Source organism: Acuticoccus sp. MNP-M23, from assembly GCF_031195445.1.
Taxonomy (GTDB): Bacteria; Pseudomonadota; Alphaproteobacteria; order Rhizobiales; family Amorphaceae; genus Acuticoccus.
Genome location: NZ_CP133480.1, coordinates 3,464,365 through 3,480,839, shown reverse-complemented (window position 1 = coordinate 3,480,839; position 16,475 = coordinate 3,464,365). Strand labels below are relative to the sequence as shown.

Here is a 16,475-nt window from a genome sequence, read left to right as displayed (position 1 = left end):
TCGGCGCAAATGCCGTTGAATTCGTTAATCAATCCCAATTGGTCTTAACAATATGGTTCGCGGCAATGACACCGGCGTTCGTCGCCGGTGTCAAAACGCGCGATACTATTTTTGATTGCGCTTCTGGTGCAGCATTCGCGTAGCGTGCAACGGCGACAATTCCGGAAGGCTTCCATGGGCGAACCCGTCACCCCCGCGGACCTGTCTGACAGCGAGACCACCGCCGAGACTGAGAGCGCCGCCGTGCCGGATAGCAGTGAACCCGCCGCGCCGGCGCTCACGCTGGAAATCCGGAAGACCGTTCGCGTGAACGCAGCATCCGCGCAGAACAACGTTGGCGTTCTGCACGCGATCACGCTCACCAACCACACCGAACGGCCACTGGAGACCATCACCCTCTCGATGCGCGCAGAGCCGCCGCTCCTGCGCTCGAAGACGTGGCAGCTCGACCGGATCGCAGCGGGAACCTCCCGCACGCTCGAAAGCCTCTCCACCGCGTTCGACACCGCCCGCCTTTCCGCGCTGAACGAGGCGGAAGTGGGTGCTCTGGTCTTCACCGTCGACGGGCCGGACGGGCCGCTTTGCGAAGAGCGTCACACCATCGAATTTCTCGCCCGCGACGAGTGGGGCGGCGTCGGCGACATGGCGCACCTCCTGGCGGCGTTCGTGTCCCCCAACGATGCGGTGGTGGCCGCATTGCTGCGCGATGCCTCGGAGCTTCTGGAGCGCAGCGGCTATCCGGGCGGTCTTGACGGCTACCGCTCGGGCGACCCGCAGCGGGCCTGGCTTCTCGCCGGCGCCATCTGGTCCGCGGCCACCGGCATGGGGCTGCATTATGCGCACCCGCCAGCGTCCTTCGAGACGGCGGGGCAGAAGGTGCGCGGGCCGGGCCGGATCAAGGCCGAGGGGCTGGCCACCTGCCTCGATACGGCGCTCCTTCTGGCAGCCGCGTTCGAGGCAGCCGGGCTCAACTCCGTGGTTCTGTTCACAAAGGGCCACGCCTTCGTCGGCGTCTGGCTGGTGCCGCGGGATTTCGGCTATGTCACCGAGCCCGACATCGTTGCCGTTCGCAAGGCGGTGCAGGCGCGCGAGTTCGTCCCCATCGAAACCACGCTTCTCACCCGCCGGCCAACGGTGGGGCTGGAACAGGCAGTGGCGGAGGGCCGCCGCCAGCTGTCCGAAGAGCACGAGGACAGGTTCGTGACTGCGGTGGATGTGGCACGCGCGCGCGCGGCCCGCATCCGTCCGCTGGCCACCACCACCGCAGAAGCCGTGCCGGAAGACCATGCCGAGGCCGCCCCCACAACGCTGCCGAAGCCGCTGGACGGCGCCTCGCTTCCAGCCGACGCGGTGGACGATGTCCCGCAGACGCCGCGCGGGCGGATCGAGCGGTGGCAGCGCAAGCTTCTCGATCTGTCGCTGCGCAACAGGCTCCTCAACTTCAAGGCCACCAAGCAGACTGTGCCGCTCATGGCACCCGACATGGCGGCGCTGGAGGACGCGCTGGCGGGCGGCAAGCGCTTCAAGACCTACGCCCTCATCGAGGACGACCCGGTCGGCACCCGCCAGTTTTCCGCCGAGGAACGCAAGGCCATCGAGCTTGAGGCAGCCGGTCACGCCTACGGGCGCGGACAGGTGGCAATCCCGCTCACCGAAGGCGACATGAAGAACCGCCTCCTCGCCCTCTTCCGCCGGGCGAAGAGCGACATGCAGGAAGGCGGCACCAACACGCTGTTCCTGGCGGCGGGTTTCCTGCGCTGGAAGCGGGACGGCGAGGCAAGAACCTACCGCGCCCCGCTCCTCCTCATCCCGGTCGCCCTCGACCGTCGCTCCGCCCAGTCCGACTTCACGCTGACCCACCACGAAGACGACGTGCGCTTCAACGCCACGCTGCTTGAGTTCCTGCAGCGCGATTTCGATCTCACCATCCCCGAGCTTTCCGGTGAGCTGCCGCGGGACGAAAGCGGCATCGACGTGCCCGGCATTCTGGAGATAGTGCGGCGCAAGGTGCGCGATGTGGCCGGGTTCGAGGTGGTGGAAGACCTCTTCCTGTCCACCTTTTCGTTCGCCAAATACCTGATGTGGAAAGACCTTGTGGAGCGGACCGACCAGCTTCGCGAAAATCCGCTGGTGCGCCATCTGGTCGACAACCCCGAAGCCGCGTTCAGCAACGGCGAGACCCCGCCCCTCACGCCCCGCGAACTGGACACCAAGCTCACCCCGCGCGATCTCGTCACCCCGCTGCCGGCCGACAGCTCGCAGCTTGCCGCCGTGGTGGCGGCTGCCGAGGGGCGGAACTTCGTGCTGATCGGCCCGCCGGGGACCGGCAAGAGCCAGACCATCTCCAACATCATCGCCCAGTGCCTTGCCACGGGGCGCACCGTCCTGTTCGTTGCCGAGAAGGCCGCAGCGCTCGACGTGGTCCACCGGCGCCTCGCCGCCTACGGGCTCAGCGATGCGGTGCTGGAGCTTCACTCCAACAAGACCGACCGCAAGGCCGTGCTCACCCAGCTCGGCAACAGCTGGCAGCGGGCCACCGGCGCGCCCGAAGACGCCTGGATCGACGTGACCGACCAGCTGCGGATCGCACGCGACAGCCTCAACGCCTATGTGCAGGCGCTCCACGCCAGGGGCCGGCAGGGCTTTTCCATCTTCGAGGCCATCGGCTGGCTTGCCGCTGCGCCGGACGGCCTCACCATCGGCTTCAGCAACAAGGATGCGCATGACGCCGCAAGTTTTGCGGGCCTTGAGCGGATCGCGCGTGAACTCTCCCGCACCCATGCGGTGGCCGGCGATGGCCCGCCGCTCACCCTGGTTGCGTCCGGTGACTGGTCCCACGCCTGGGAGGCTGCGTTTCTGGATGGCGCCGCTGCACTCCTTCGGGCGGTAAAAGCCGTCCGCGCGAGTGCATCGCAGCTTTCCGCGATGATCGGCCTTTGCGCAGACCCGGCGCTTGGCCCCGAGCGGCGCAAGCTTCTGGCGGCCTTCGCCGCCCGCACCGACCAGGCAGCGCTCGACGTCAGCCGCATGCCGGACCTGCCACCTTCTGCAATCCGCCAGCATGTGGAGGCCTTTGCCGCCGACGCCAATGCCATCGAGACCGCACGCCGCGCGATGGCGGCGCGCTACCCGGACGCGATGCTGCCGCGGATCCCCCTTGCGGCGCTGGATGGCGAATGGCGGCAGGCGGCAGCCAGCTTCTGGCCGCTATCGTGGCTGTCGAAGCGCAAGGTGCGCAAGCTTCTGCAAACCTATGCCGATGCCGGTGTCAGCGACCCTGCCCGCGACCTACCGGCCCTCTTCACCATCACCGCACGGCAGGAGGCGCTCGCCGCAAGCCCCCTCGCCGCCGCGGCCGGCAGCAACGCCGAGCCCGCCCGCCTTGCCGCAATGGCCGAGCAGGCGGCGGCGCTCCGTCATGCGCTGCGCGCTGCCGCAGAGAACGCAGCCGACCATGTTTGCCTCGGCTCTGCCGCCGCAGCCCTTGCCGCCGGGCCGGACGGTCCGCTGCGCGATGCACTCCTTGGACACACGGCTGCCGAAGCCGCACTCGCCCATGCCCTTGCGCACTTCAACAGCATCGGCGGCGCTGCTGATCCCGCAGGTCCTCTCGCCGCGTTGAACGAAGCGCTGGATCTCCTGTTTGCGCAAAAGGCCCGCATTTCGGACTGGACGCGCTGGATGGAGGCCCGCCACCACGCGCTCGCCGGCGGTCTTGCCCCGCTGGTGGAGGCCGTGGAGAACCGCCGCGTCGATGATGCCGCCCTCACCTTCCGCCGCGCCTATGCGCGCTGGTGGCTGCCTCTTGCGCTGGATGCCAGCCCCGAGCTTCGCCGGTTCGCCCACTGGGACCACGAACACATCGTAGAGACCTTCCGCCGTCTCGACGAGGAAGCAGCACGCGTTGCCCCATCCGAAATCATGCGCCGTATCCAGCACGGGTTGCCCGAGCCGGACGGGGTCGCGCGCAAGTCGGAGCTTGGGGCGCTGCGCCATCAGCTGGGGCTCCAGCGCCCCTCCATGCCCATTCGCACGCTTCTAAGCTCCATCGGCTCCACCCTCCCAAAACTCGCGCCGTGTGTTTTGATGTCGCCGCTGTCCATTGCCCAGTATCTGCCGGCGGGCCAGGCCGCGTTCGACGTGGTGATCTTCGACGAAGCGTCCCAGATCACCACATGGGACGCCGTCGGCGCGATTGCGCGCGGGCGGCAGGCCATTATCGTCGGCGATCCGAAACAGCTGCCGCCCAGCAACTTCTTCGGCCGCACCGACGATGACGAGGAGCTGCCTGAGGTGGAGCGCGATCCCCTCTCTATTCTGGACGAGGTGGCCACCGCCGGCATTCCGACGCGCGAACTGACCTGGCACTACCGTAGCCGTGACGAGGCGCTGATCGCCTTCTCCAACCACTTCTATTATGGCGGCCGGCTTGTCACCTTCCCGGCGCCCATCGACGGAACGAGCGCTGTCGCCTTCCACAAGGTGGACGGCATTTATGCGCGCGGCAGCGGGCGGACCAACCAGATCGAGGCCAAGGCCGTGGCCACCTTCGTCAGCCAGCGGCTGACCGCGTGGCTGACGGCGCCGGAAAGCGAGCGGCAGACCCTCGGCGTCATCACGTTCAACTCGCAGCAGCAGGGGCTGATCCAGGATCTTCTGGACGACGTGCTCAGGGACGATCCCCGGCTTGAATGGTTTTTCTCGGACGACCGGGACGAGCCTGTCATCGTGAAGAACCTGGAAAACATCCAGGGCGATGAGCGCGATGTGATGCTGTTCTCCATCACGTTCGGCCCGTCTGTCACCGGCACGCGGTCGATGAATTTCGGCGCGCTCAATGCCGAGGGCGGCGAGAAGCGGCTCAATGTTGCCGTGACGAGAGCACGGCGGGAGCTTCATGTGTTCTCGTCGATCGACGCGGACTGGATCGACCTGTCGCGCAGCGGCAAGACCGGCGTGAAGCACCTCAAGGCGTTTCTGGATTATGCCGCGCGGGGCCCTGTGGCGCTGCCTGCCGCGGACGAAGGCTCGCTCGGCCCCGCGGAAAATCCGTTCGAGGCTGCCATCGCTGACGCATTCCGCCGCCGCGGCTGGGAGGTGCGCACCCAGATCGGCGTCTCCAACTTCCGGATCGACCTTGCCATCGTCCACCCGGACCATGGCGGCGCGTTCATTGCCGGGATCGAGTGCGACGGGGCGAGCTACCATGCCTCTGCCACGGCGCGAGACCGCGACAAGATCCGCCAGGCGGTACTGGAGGGGCTCGGCTGGACGATCCTGCGCATCTGGTCGACGGACTGGTTCCGTGCGCCGGATGCCGTGGCCGACCGGCTGCACGAAACATTGCAGACACTTCTGGAAAGCGACCGTGACGCCCGCGCACAAAAGGACGCCGCGGCGGCGGCCGCACGCGCCGTCAGCGAGGCAGATGATTCACGGCCGGGCCATCTGCCGGAACGCCTCGCGCTGGCTGCACCGCTGAGCGCTGCGCCCGATCCGGCCCCGCCGCGCGAACTTCTGGAAAGTGCCTCGCCCTTGCCCTTGTCGGCTCAGGCCGCTGCGCCCGGCCCTTCCGCAGCGCCGGCGCAGCGTCGCGGCCGCGTTTCGCCCGAAGAGCTGGAGGCGGCTCTCGCGTCGATGATCGAGCAAGCGCCACCGGAACGCCCTGCCCCGGCCAGCGCCGCCACGGCCGAAAGCGGGCTCGACGCCGACCGCTTCTTCGAGCCGGATTATGCCGGCACGCTTGGCAGCCTCGTTGCGCAAATTGCCCAGGCGGAGGGGCCACTGCCACTTTCCGTCCTGTGCCGGATGGTGGCCGCAAGGCACGGCTGGCAGCGCACCGGGCGGCGGATTGCCGCCCGAGTGGAAAACTGTCTGGCGCTGGTCAGCGTGGTGGACGAGTTCGGCGTGCCATTTGTGTGGCCGCAGGGCGCATCACTGGATCGCGTGCCGTTCGGCGGCCTGCGCGGCCGTGCCGTTCGCGATGTGTCGCGCACGGAAATTGCGGATGTGATCGCCAACAGCCGGCGCGCGATTGCGTCGGCGGAAGACGGCACGCTGGAGCTGGCGCGCGCCATGGCCATCGCCCGCCTCACCGCCGACACGCGCGCCTATCTCGACCTGTGCCGGGCATGGGCTGTGGAGAGCGGCCCGCAGAAGGAAAGCTTCAGCGATTGGCGAGAAACAGACGCCTCAAAGTAAAGACCGCCGAAATCAGCTCCTCGGTGTCCTTTTCGCTGAATTGTGTGCATTGCAGCACATCATTCGGAATGGTCTTGACCTTTTCGCGCATTTCGAGGCCCTCGGCCGTCAACCCGATCAGCACGCGGCGTTCGTCGTCGCTGTCGCGGCGGCGCGATACCAGCCCGTTGGCCTCAAGCCGTTTCAGGAGCGGGGTCAGCGTTCCGCTGTCCAGCACTAGAAGCCTGCCGATTTCGCCGACAGAAACGGGGGCATGCTCCCACAAGATGAGCATGACCAGATATTGCAGGTAGGTGAGACCCAGAGGATCCAGCAGCGGACGGTAAAGACGCACCGTTGCATTCGCCGCGGCGTAGATTGGAAAGCAAAGCTGCTCTTCCAGTTTCAAGGCGTCATCTGACGAACGATCAGCAATACGTTTCATGTTTCCTCGTCCCTCGAACGGGGAGCGGTGTCAATGCGTCCAGCTATCGTGTTCGTACACTCGGAAGTTCCCTCATTTAAACATCATGCGAAATGGATGCCATCTCAGAGCATCAGGTTCATTGCGCGCGATTGAAACGGACCCGACGGCCAATCGTTACCACCTCACCAACGTGGGGTGACCGAATGCCGGAACTTGAGTGCGATGTGGCGATCATCGGGGCTGGAACCGCCGGTTTGTCCGCTGAACGGCGGGCGCGGGCCAACGGCGCGCGAACCTTGCTGATCGATCCGGCATTTGCGGGAACCATGTGCGCCAACGTCGGCTGCATGCCGTCAAAGCTGCTCATCGCGGCGGCGGAGGCCGCGCATCGCGCCCGCAATGCCCCGGTCTTCGGTGTGGAGCCCGGCGACATCACGATCAATGGCAAGGATGTGATGAAGCGCCTGCGCGCCGAGCGCGACCGTTTTGTCGCAGCCACCCGCAAGTCGTTCGACAAACTGCCGGAGGGGACCGCAATCAAGGCGACCGCCCGCTTCACCGGCCCCACCAGTCTGGCGCTGGACAACGGCGATACGGTGCGCGCCCGAGCGGTCGTGATTGCGGCAGGCTCCACCCCGCGCCTCCCCTCGCCCTTCGAAGCGCTGGGCGACAAAGCGCTGACCAACCAGACCATTTTCGAGCTGGAGGACCTTCCGCGGTCGCTGGCAGTGGTGGGTGGCGGGGCCATCGGACTGGAGCTGGCGCAGGCCATGGCGCGCCTTGGTGTGGACACCGCGCTGTTCAACCGCGGCGAGACGTTGGCCGGCATCGACGACGAGGACGTCCAGTCCGCCCTCGCCACCATCATCGGGGACGAGCTGAAGCTGCACCGCGGTGTGGATGTGACGCCCGAGCCTTCGGACGACGGCATACGCTTGCACTGGACCGGCGCGGACGCCGGCGAACGGCTTTTCGACAAGGTGCTGGTTGCCACGGGCCGGGTCCCCAAGGTCGGCGGGCTTGACCTTGAAAGCGCCGGTCTCCCGCTCGATGACAATGGCATTCCCCTCTTCGACCGCGAGACGATGCAGTGCGGCGACGCGCCGGTCTTCATTGCCGGCGACGTGGATGGCGACGTGCCGATCCTGCATGAAGCCTCCAACGAGGGCGCCGTGGCGGGCCGCAATGCCGCGCTCTACCCCGCCATGGAGGCCGAGCCGCGGACACCGCGCTTCACCATCACCTTCACCGACCCCCCGCTGGCGGTGGTGGGCGCAGCGCCTGGGCGCGACACCGTTGTCGGCTCCGCGTCCTACGAAAACCAGGGCCGCGCCAGGGTGGAAGCCCGCGCGAAAGGGTTGGTGCGCCTTTATGCGCGCTCGTCCGACGGGCGGCTCACCGGCGCGGTCCTTCTGGCACCCGGCGCCGACCACATGGCCCATCTCATGGCGCTCGCCATCATGCGGGGCGAGACTGCTGCGAGCCTCCTCGACATGCCGTTTTACCACCCGACCCTTGAAGAGGGGCTCAAGCCGGCGCTGCGCGAGATCTGCCACGCCACGCCTGCTGTCCTCAAAAATGGCCGCGATCCCGACGACGCGCCCGGCGCCTGACGCCCGATCCCGAAACTCGAAAACCGGAAACGCTGATGATCAAGTTGCATTGCCTTGCCTATTCGCGCGCGCTTCGTGTGGTCTGGCTTCTGGAGGCGCTCGACGCTCCCTATGAGCTGGTGAAATATGACCGGACCTCGGAGTTTCAGGCGCCTGAAGCTCTGAAAGCCGTTCACCCGCTCGGCAAATCCCCCACCATTGAGGACGGCGATCTCATTCTGGCCGAATCGGCGACCATCTTGCGCTATGTGCAGGAAAAGCATGGCAAAGGCCGCTTCGTGCCAGCGCCCGGCACCACGGATCACTGGATCCACGAAAGCTGGCTCGACTACGTGGAAAGCTCACTTGCCATGCCGGTGATGGTGACGCTGTTTTCGCGCATGCAGGGCGACGGCGCGCCGGTAAATCCGCGCATCGAGCGTGCCCTTGAAACGCATCTTGGCCATGTGGAAGCCCGCGTGAAGGACCGTGCATTCCTCATGGGCGATGCGCTCACCCTGGCAGACATGCAGATGTCCTACATCATCGCCCTTGCCGAGTTTGGTGACATGCTCGGCAAGGCACCCCACATAAGAGCCTACTGGGAACGGCTTCAGGCCGACCCCGGTTTTGCGCGTGCCACCGGCATAGCCGGGCAGATGGCACCGCCGCGCCGCTGAGCCCATTTTTCAAGACCGGACATAGATCATGGCCAATCCGCAAATCCTGTTCGAACCGCTGTTGGTCGGAGACATCTCCTTGCCCAACCGCGTTCTGATGGCACCGCTGACACGAAACCGCGCCAACGGCGACGGCACGGTAAAGGAGATGCATCAGACCTACTATCGCCAGCGCGCCAGCGCCGGTCTGATCGTCTCCGAAGCGACGCAGATCTCAGAAATGGGCAAGGGTTATCTCGACACGCCCGGCATCCACACCGAGGCGCAGGCTGAGACGTGGCGCAAGGTGGTGGAGGCGGTCCACGCCGGCGGCGGGCGGATCTTCTGCCAGCTCTGGCATGTGGGGCGGATCAGTCATGTCTCGCTTCTGCCGGACGGGCGGGATCCGGTGTCGTCCAGCGCCATCCGCGCCAACACCCAGACCTTTACGGCCGACGGCTTTGAGAATTGTTCGCCCCCCGTTGCGCTGGACGACGAGGGCATCGCGCAGACCATTGCCGACTACACCAACGCTGCCAGAATGGCCGAACAGGCCGGGTTCGATGGGATCGAAGTGCACGCCGCCAACGGCTATCTGCTCGATCAGTTTCTGCAAGATGGCGTCAACACGCGCGAAGACGGCTATGGCGGCAGCATCGGCAACCGGATGCGCCTTCTGGAAGAAGTGCTTGGCGCCATTGCGGACTTTTACCCCACCGGGCGCACCGGGGTGCGCCTGTCCCCGCGCGGTCAGGCCAACGACATTGCCGACAGTGATCCCGAAACCTTGTTCGGCGCGGTCTATGAAATGCTGTCCGACAAGTCGCTGGCCTACCTGCATGTGGTGGAAGATTTCGGTTCTGACGGCGGCCGCAATCCCGGCGACATGATCGGCCGCCTTCGCCGCAAATATGATGGTGTCTACATCGCCAACGGCGCGTTCGATGCAAAATCCGCCGCGACAGCCATTGCCGATGGAAACGCCGACGCGGTGGCCTTTGGCCGCCCGTTCATCTCCAATCCTGACCTGCCGGAACGCTACCGCACGGGTGCACCGCTCAATCCGCAGGACAAGGACACGTTTTATGGCGGCGACGAGAAGGGATACACGGACTACCCGTTCCTCGATCGCTGATGCCCGCAGGACGGGCCGCAACCACCAGACCGCGCCGGCACCCCCGGCGCGTTTTTGTTTGGTGGCACCCGCGTCCGCCCCTCCTCAGCGCGCCGCGCCAGCCTCGGAAAAGCGGAGTGGCTTAAAACAGCCACTCTCAGATTTCTGGATGATGCTCGTATGCGCCTTGGAACACGGATCATGCTGGTGGCCGCTGCGCCGCTTCTTGGCCTCGCGGCCCTCGCCAGCAGCCTTCTCTACGAAGACATGAAAAGCGTCGCGCGGGCCGAACGCGCGGCTATCGCGATCCGTGACGCACCATTTTACTCAAACCTCGCACACCAGCTCCAGAAGGAACGGGGCATGTCGGCGGGCTTCGTCAGCTCGAAGGGGGACGCGACCTTCAACGCCGCGCTGACGAACCAGCGCACAGTCGCCGACGACGCAAGAAAACAGCTTGAACCGGTGGTGAAACGGGAGCTGGAGCTTGCCAAACCCGATTCGCCGTTTGCCGAGCACAATCTCAAACTGCTGGAACTTCTGGAGACCCTTCCGGAGGTTCGCGAGCAGGTCACCGCGCTGAACACCCCGGTCGCCACCGTCGTGGCCGACTATACCGAAATCGTGTCGATGCTTCTCGTGATTGCGTCGGATGCCGCAATTGAGGCGGACGACCACGCCACGCAGCGCGCCGCCGGCGTTTACGCAGCGATCCTGCAAGCCAAGGAAACTGCCGGTCTTGAGCGCGCTGTGGGGTCCGTCGGTTTCGCCCAGCACTCCTTTCCCCAGCCTCTCTACAAACGTTTCGCCGAACTTGGCGCCAGCCAGGCACTGCTTGTCGCGCTTGCACGCAAGTCCGCCACCGACGACCTGCGCGTCACCATCGACGAAACGCTGACTGGCCCGGCATTCGACCGCGTGCAGGAAATGCGCGAGGAAGTGCATGCGTGGGTCGAGGGCAACGACATTGCCCCCATCGCGGCCCCGGTCTGGTTTGACGCGGCGACCGAGCGGATCAGTGCCTTCAAGACGCTCGACAACATCATCGCCGACCGGACGCTCGAGCTTGCCGAGATCCATTTCGACGATGCGCGTGGCAAAGCCGTCATTCAGGGCAGCTTCGCTCTGGTGGTCATCATCGTGTGCATCGTGGTGACGTTCCTCACCGTGCGCAGCACGCAGCGGCCCATCAACGCGGTGCTGCCCAAGCTTCGGCGGATCGGCGAAGGTGACACTTCGGTCGTGGTCACGGAAGTGAACCGGCGCGATGAAATCGGCGACATCGGCCGCGCCCTCGAAGCCATGCGTCTGGCGCTGGTGGAGCGCGATGCGATGGTCGAGGCCGACGCCGCCCAGCAGGAAAGAGAACGCAAGAGGGCCGCGCGGATCGAAGCGTCCATCGCTGCGTTCCAGGAACAGGTGGAAGACTCGCTGAGCGATGTTGCCCGCATGACCGAAGCGCTCGGCGAAGTCTCCTGCGATCTGATGGAAAACGCAGACATGACATCGCGCGAATCGGTTGCTGCCCGCAGCTCCTCGACCGAAGCCAGCGAGGCGGTGCAGAGCATCGCCGCCGCCATTGAGGAGATGACCGCATCCATCGGCGAGATCAGCGGCCAGCTCGATGCGTCGCACCAGGCGACCGACGCAGCAGCCTCCGCCGCAGACCAGGCATCGAAAAGAGTGGCGAGCCTGTCAGAAGCGGCTCACTCCATCGGCAACATCAGCACCGTGATCGCCAAGATTGCCAAGCAGACCAACCTTCTCGCCCTCAATGCCACCATCGAAGCGCAGCGCGCGGGGCCTGCCGGGATCAGCTTTTCCGTAGTGGCGCACGAAGTGAAGGCGCTTGCCGACGAAACGGCCACCGCCACCGAGCAGATTGACGGACAGATCGAGCAGATGCGCAGCGGCACGGAAGCGGCCGTCAGCGGCATCGGTGATATCCTGAGCCGGTTCGAGGGGCTCCGCAGCGCAGCGGCCGGCCTTGCCTCGGCCATGAGCCAGCAGAGCGCGGCCACGCAGGAAATCGGCAGCGGCGTGGAAGTTGCCTCCCGCGGCGCACAGGACGCCACCAGCCGCGCGGCCCACGTGGTCACCTCGGTGGACCAGACGACCGACAACGCCAAGGAAGTTCAGGGCGCTGCCCAGCGGATCGAAAACGCCGCCACTGCCCTGCGCAACCTCATCTCCAGCTTCCTTGCGGACGTTCGCACCACCTGACCTCTCGCGCCGGCGGTACGCTGCCGGCTTCCTTGCGCCTCTTACAAGGGCCTCACAAGAAAACGCCCCGGTGCCAATGGCCCGGGGCGTCTTCATTCGAAACGTGGAGGGCCACCACCAGGCGGCCCGAGAGGGTCAGACCCGGCGTTCGACCATCAACGCCTTGATCTCGGCGATGGCCTTGGCGGGGTTGAGGCCCTTGGGGCAGGCGTTGGCGCAGTTCATGATCGTGTGGCACTTGTAGAGGCGGAACGGGTCCTCCAGCGCATCGAGCCGTTCGCCGGTGTGCTCGTCGCGGCTGTCGACGATCCAGCGGTGCGCCTGCAGCAACGCGGCGGGGCCGAGATAGCGGTCGCCATTCCACCAGTAGCTGGGGCAGCTGGTCGAGCAGCAGGCACACAGGATGCACTCGTAAAGGCCGTCCAGCTGCTCGCGGTCCTCGTGGCTCTGGCGCCACTCCTTCTGCGGTTGCGGCGTGTCCGTCTTCAGCCAGGGCTCGATCTCGCGCAGCTGGGCGTAGAAGTTCGACAGGTCCGGGATGAGGTCGCGCACCACCGGCAGGTGCGGCAACGGATAAAGCGTTACCGGACCGTCGACCTCGGCCATGCCCGATGTGCAGGCGAGCCCGTTGAGGCCGTTGATGTTCATGGAGCAGGAGCCGCAGATGCCCTCGCGGCAGGAGCGGCGGAACGCCAGCGTCGGGTCAATCTTGTTCTTGATGTAGAACAGACCGTCCAGGATCATCGGGCCGCAATCGTCAAGATCGACGAAATAGGTGTCGACCTGAGGGTTGCCCTGACCCTCTTCCTGCCACCGGTAGACACGGAACTCGCGCACATTGTCCGCCCCCTCGGGCTTGTCCCAGGTCTTGCCCTGGGTGATGCGCGAATTTTTCGGAAGCGTCAGCTGAGCCATGATGCCATCTTTTAGAGTACGAACCTGACGTCACGGCTTGAACAAAAGTCGGTTCTCCGCCGTGCGCCCCGCTTCGATATACCCTCTTTGGAATAAGTCTTGAAGACAGTCATCGCGCCACAATGCGCGATGAAGCGTCTCAAGCACGATTGCGCGGGGCCATTGGGCCTCTGGCGCAAGCTCGAAGTAAGGCAGAAGCGCCTGATCCTCGAATCCCTCGATGTCGATTTTCAGAACGGCGGGCTTCGCCTCGATCTCCGCCAGCATCTCCGTCAGCGGTCGCACTTCGACCAGATCGCCCGGTTTTGCCCCCTCGAACGGCACCAGAGACGAGCGCCCCGCATTGCGGCTTTCGTGCAAGGTGAGCTTGCCGGCGGGGCCCACCGCCTCGGGCCGGATCACCACGCGGTCGGCAAGGCCGTTGCGGTCCAGATTGGTTGCAAGCCGGGTGCGCAGGCGGGCCAGCGGTTCGAACGCAACGGCGCGGCTGCCGGGCGCTGCGGCCAGAACACCCACGGTATACAGGCCGATATTGGCGCCGATATCGACGAACCACTCGCCCTCTTTCAGGTGCGCGGCCAGAAAGGCGCGCTCCTCCGCCTCATCGAGGCGGGCCTTGTACCAGATGTCGAAATCGACCTTGTTGTCGGCAGGGTCAAGCGCCAGATCGAGACCGTTGAGCCTGACGTTCACGGGGCCGTTCGGGGCGATGCGCTTGTAAAAGCGGCGCATCGGCTCACGCACCAGCGGAAGACGGCGAAGCCACCGCGGCGGCGGTCTCATGCGGCAGCCCGCGGGTGGGCATCGCGGTAGGCGGCAAGGAGCCGGGTCTCATCGACAGCCGTATAAATTTCAGTTGTGGAAAGGCTCGCATGGCCGAGCAATTCCTGGATCTGCCGCAGATCGGCGCCCCGTGCCAGAAGGTGGGACGCGAAGGCGTGGCGCAGCGCATGGGGCGTTGCCCGCTCCGACAGCCCCAGCGCCCCGCGCCACACCGAAACGGCGCGCTGCACGATCCGGGGCGAAAGCCGCCCGCCCTTTTCGCCGCGGAAGAAGGGCCCGCTCTCCAGCGCAAAGGGTGCTGCGGCACGATACGCCTCGATGGCAGCGGCCACGGCAGGCAGCACCGGCACGAGCCGTTCCTTGTCTCCCTTGCCGCGCACCACAAGCTGCGTGATCGGCGAGCTCATCTGCTGCGCATCAAGCCCGGTCGCCTCGCTGATGCGAAGGCCCGCCCCGTAAAGGAGGCCGAGCACCGCGGCATCGCGTGCGCTGACCCAGTCGCTCCCCATGGCCATCATCTGCTGCGCGGACTCCACCGCAATGGGGCGCGGCAGCGGCCGGGGCTTTGACGGCGCTTCCACCGCGCGGGCCGCGGCGGCGTTGACGCCGTGCGCGCGCTCGAACGCGGTGAGCATGGCACGCACGCCGGCCAGAATGCGGGCCAGCGTCCGCGGCCCCGCCCCCTCCCGCTTGCGAGCTGCCAGAAACGCGCGAATGTCGGCCGGGCGCAGGGCGGAAAGGCCGTCAAAGTCCGGCGCACCGCCAAGGTGAACACAAAGGAAAGAGAGAAACTGGCGCGTGTCGCGCTCATAGGCTTCGGCGGTGTTGGCCGAACGGCCACGCTCGGCCGTCAGCGCGGCAAGCCATGCCGCCCGTGCCGCCGTCACGTTCTCATCCCAGCCGAATGCGCCCTCTTGTGCCATGTCATGCAATCTAGAGGCAAAACCTCCACGCACCGTTCTTAAAGTTGGCGCAATTGATGCCCCGCTGGTGTGGCGGCGCAAACCTTGTTGGCTCTCAGCGTGAAGGGAGCAGGCTTCATATCCCGTGCCTGTCGCGCAGTTCGCTTGCACCCTTATGCTATTGTCGCAAATATTGCGTTCAACTTCGGGTGTCAGCACGACGGCACACGGGGAGCCCGATACCGAACATCGTGACCAAGGGTCTGAGTGGCGGTCAGACGTTGCGCCTGACGCGACTTTCCTCTTCGAGCGAAATCCCACAGGAACGACGGACTCGTGATGAAAGATACAGGGCTGAAGCAGTTTGCCCGCGTCGGGATGTGGCCGGGCGGCGGTGAAGAAACCGTCTCCGGTGCCGGCTCCACGGTGAAGTACACAGACGCTCTCCGCCCCAAACTGGAAGCGATTGTCCGCGATCTTGGCGTGCGGCGTGTTCTTGACGCCCCTTGCGGAGACTTCAACTGGATGCGCCATGTGGACCTTGGCGGCGCCTCTTATGTAGGGCTCGATATTGTCGACGAGGTGATTGCCCGCAATATCGAGCGCCACGCAGCCCCCGGATGTTCCTTCGTCATTGCCGATGTGACGGTGGATCCGCTGCCGCCATCGGACCTGCTCGTCTGCCGCGATCTCCTGTTGCATCTGCCGTTCGAGAACATTCTCGATCTCTTCAAGAACGTTGCGGATGCGGAGCTGAAGTGGGTCCTGATCTCAAGCTACGTCAACCCTGCAAACCGGGATCTCGGCACGCCGGGTGAAGGGCGCCTCGTCAATCTGACTTTGCCGCCGTTCAACTTCCCGGCCCCGGACGAGGACCGCCGGATCGTCGACTGGGTGAAAGGCTATCCCGAGCGCTATCTCTACCTTTATGACCACGAAATCTTTCGCAGCCACGCGTACGCCGCCATCGAGAAGGCGGCGAACGCTTAGGACCCTCTTCCGAAGCCGGGCAGAGCCGGGCTGTCAGAGGATGGACTGGCCGGTCGTCTTCCAGTCCGCCAGGAAGGTCTCGAGGCCCTTGTTGGTGAGCGGGTGCTCGATCAGCTTCAGGAGGATGCCGGGCGGAATGGTTGCCACATCGGCGCCTGCAATGGCCGCCGCCTGCACGTGGTTCACCGTGCGGATGGACGCGGCGAGAATCTCGGTCTGGAGATCGTCGTCGTTGTCGTAGATGGCACGGATATCCTCAATCAGCTTCATGCCGTCGAGGCCCAAATCGTCCAACCGGCCGACGAACGGCGAGATGAAGGTCGCCCCCGCCTTTGCCGCCAGCAGCGCCTGCGCCGCCGAGAAGCAGAGCGTGACGTTGACCATGTGGCCGTCGCCGGTCAGCGCACGGCAGGCCTTCAGCCCGTCCCACGTCAGCGGCAGCTTCACCGCAATGTTGGGGGCGATGGCGGCCAGCTTGCGGCCTTCGGCAATCATCGCGTCCTTCTCGGTCGCGGTGACTTCCGCGCTCACCGGGCCGTCGACCAGCTTGGCAATCTCGGCGATCACCTCCAGCATCGGCCGGCCGGCCTTCATGATAAGCGAGGGGTTTGTGGTCACCCCGTCGAGCATCCCGGTGTCGGCGAGCGCTTCGATCTCCGAAACATCCGCTGTATCCACGAAAAATTGCAT

11 protein-coding genes are annotated in these 16,475 nt (G+C 65.6%); 6 read left to right on the top strand and 5 right to left on the bottom strand.

The window, feature by feature from the left end; translation table 11 throughout:
• Nucleotides 1–174 precede the first annotated feature (174 nt).
• Nucleotides 175–6,201, top strand: a complete 6,027-nt coding sequence (locus RDV64_RS16035) for a DUF3320 domain-containing protein (RefSeq protein ID WP_309195931.1) — start codon at nucleotides 175–177, stop codon at nucleotides 6,199–6,201.
• Here the strand turns inward: RDV64_RS16035 and RDV64_RS16030 are convergent.
• Nucleotides 6,167–6,625, bottom strand: a complete 459-nt coding sequence (locus RDV64_RS16030) for a MarR family transcriptional regulator (RefSeq protein ID WP_309195930.1) — start codon at nucleotides 6,623–6,625, stop codon at nucleotides 6,167–6,169. The two genes, RDV64_RS16035 and RDV64_RS16030, sit on opposite strands and share 35 nt — an antisense overlap.
• 185 nt (nucleotides 6,626–6,810) lie before the next feature.
• On the opposite strand from RDV64_RS16030, the gene RDV64_RS16025 reads away from it, so the two are divergent.
• The 4 genes from RDV64_RS16025 (at nucleotide 6,811) to RDV64_RS16010 (ending at nucleotide 12,195) form a co-directional block, all read left to right on the top strand.
• Nucleotides 6,811–8,220 carry a dihydrolipoyl dehydrogenase gene (locus RDV64_RS16025; RefSeq protein ID WP_309195929.1) on the top strand — a complete coding sequence of 470 codons (1,410 nt, stop codon included), beginning with the start codon at nucleotides 6,811–6,813 and terminating at the stop codon, nucleotides 8,218–8,220.
• Between the two features lie 35 nt (nucleotides 8,221–8,255).
• Nucleotides 8,256–8,879 (top strand): glutathione S-transferase family protein, encoded by a 624-nt coding sequence (locus RDV64_RS16020; RefSeq protein ID WP_309195928.1) that lies wholly within the window; start codon nucleotides 8,256–8,258, stop codon nucleotides 8,877–8,879.
• 28 nt (nucleotides 8,880–8,907) lie between these two features.
• On the top strand, nucleotides 8,908–9,993 hold the full coding sequence (locus RDV64_RS16015; RefSeq protein ID WP_309195927.1) for an alkene reductase: 1,086 nt from the start codon (nucleotides 8,908–8,910) through the stop codon (nucleotides 9,991–9,993).
• Between the two features lie 159 nt (nucleotides 9,994–10,152).
• Nucleotides 10,153–12,195 (top strand): methyl-accepting chemotaxis protein, encoded by a 2,043-nt coding sequence (locus tag RDV64_RS16010; RefSeq protein WP_309195926.1) that lies wholly within the window; start codon nucleotides 10,153–10,155, stop codon nucleotides 12,193–12,195.
• A 135-nt stretch (nucleotides 12,196–12,330) separates the two neighbouring features.
• Here RDV64_RS16010 and RDV64_RS16005 read toward each other — a convergent pair whose 3' ends face one another.
• The 3 genes from RDV64_RS16005 to RDV64_RS15995 are packed head-to-tail and all read right to left on the bottom strand — an operon-like array spanning nucleotide 12,331 to nucleotide 14,816.
• Nucleotides 12,331–13,110 (bottom strand): succinate dehydrogenase iron-sulfur subunit, encoded by a 780-nt coding sequence (locus RDV64_RS16005; protein ID WP_309195925.1) that lies wholly within the window; start codon nucleotides 13,108–13,110, stop codon nucleotides 12,331–12,333.
• A 30-nt stretch (nucleotides 13,111–13,140) separates the two neighbouring features.
• Complete coding sequence (locus tag RDV64_RS16000) at nucleotides 13,141–13,893, bottom strand: FkbM family methyltransferase (RefSeq protein ID WP_309195924.1); 753 nt, start codon at nucleotides 13,891–13,893, stop codon at nucleotides 13,141–13,143.
• Nucleotides 13,890–14,816, bottom strand: coding sequence for a tyrosine recombinase XerC (locus tag RDV64_RS15995; RefSeq protein WP_309195923.1), 927 nt, complete (start codon nucleotides 14,814–14,816; stop codon nucleotides 13,890–13,892). The genes RDV64_RS16000 and RDV64_RS15995 overlap by 4 nt, the downstream gene beginning before the upstream one ends.
• Before the next feature lie 315 nt (nucleotides 14,817–15,131).
• Between RDV64_RS15995 and RDV64_RS15990 the strand changes: the two genes are divergently transcribed.
• The gene (locus tag RDV64_RS15990) at nucleotides 15,132–15,785 is read left to right on the top strand and encodes a class I SAM-dependent methyltransferase (RefSeq protein WP_309195922.1); all 654 of its coding nucleotides are present in this window, start codon (nucleotides 15,132–15,134) and stop codon (nucleotides 15,783–15,785) included.
• Between the two features lie 33 nt (nucleotides 15,786–15,818).
• Here RDV64_RS15990 and fsa read toward each other — a convergent pair whose 3' ends face one another.
• Nucleotides 15,819–16,475 (bottom strand): fructose-6-phosphate aldolase, encoded by a 657-nt coding sequence (gene fsa, locus RDV64_RS15985; RefSeq protein ID WP_309195921.1) that lies wholly within the window; start codon nucleotides 16,473–16,475, stop codon nucleotides 15,819–15,821.

What these genes read in the sequence shown, in the direction of transcription:
- RDV64_RS16030 (WP_309195930.1), bottom strand. Translation starts at nt 6,625, where the DNA reads ATGAAACGTATTGCTGATCGTTCGTCAGATGACGCCTTGAAACTGGAA.
- fsa (WP_309195921.1), bottom strand. Translation starts at nt 16,475, where the DNA reads ATGCAATTTTTCGTGGATACAGCGGATGTTTCGGAGATCGAAGCGCTC.
- RDV64_RS16010 (WP_309195926.1), top strand. Translation starts at nt 10,153, where the DNA reads ATGCGCCTTGGAACACGGATCATGCTGGTGGCCGCTGCGCCGCTTCTT.
- RDV64_RS16035 (WP_309195931.1), top strand. Translation starts at nt 175, where the DNA reads ATGGGCGAACCCGTCACCCCCGCGGACCTGTCTGACAGCGAGACCACC.
- RDV64_RS15995 (WP_309195923.1), bottom strand. Translation starts at nt 14,816, where the DNA reads ATGGCACAAGAGGGCGCATTCGGCTGGGATGAGAACGTGACGGCGGCA.
- RDV64_RS16000 (WP_309195924.1), bottom strand. Translation starts at nt 13,893, where the DNA reads ATGAGACCGCCGCCGCGGTGGCTTCGCCGTCTTCCGCTGGTGCGTGAG.
- RDV64_RS16015 (WP_309195927.1), top strand. Translation starts at nt 8,908, where the DNA reads ATGGCCAATCCGCAAATCCTGTTCGAACCGCTGTTGGTCGGAGACATC.
- RDV64_RS16020 (WP_309195928.1), top strand. Translation starts at nt 8,256, where the DNA reads ATGATCAAGTTGCATTGCCTTGCCTATTCGCGCGCGCTTCGTGTGGTC.
- RDV64_RS16005 (WP_309195925.1), bottom strand. Translation starts at nt 13,110, where the DNA reads ATGGCTCAGCTGACGCTTCCGAAAAATTCGCGCATCACCCAGGGCAAG.
- RDV64_RS16025 (WP_309195929.1), top strand. Translation starts at nt 6,811, where the DNA reads ATGCCGGAACTTGAGTGCGATGTGGCGATCATCGGGGCTGGAACCGCC.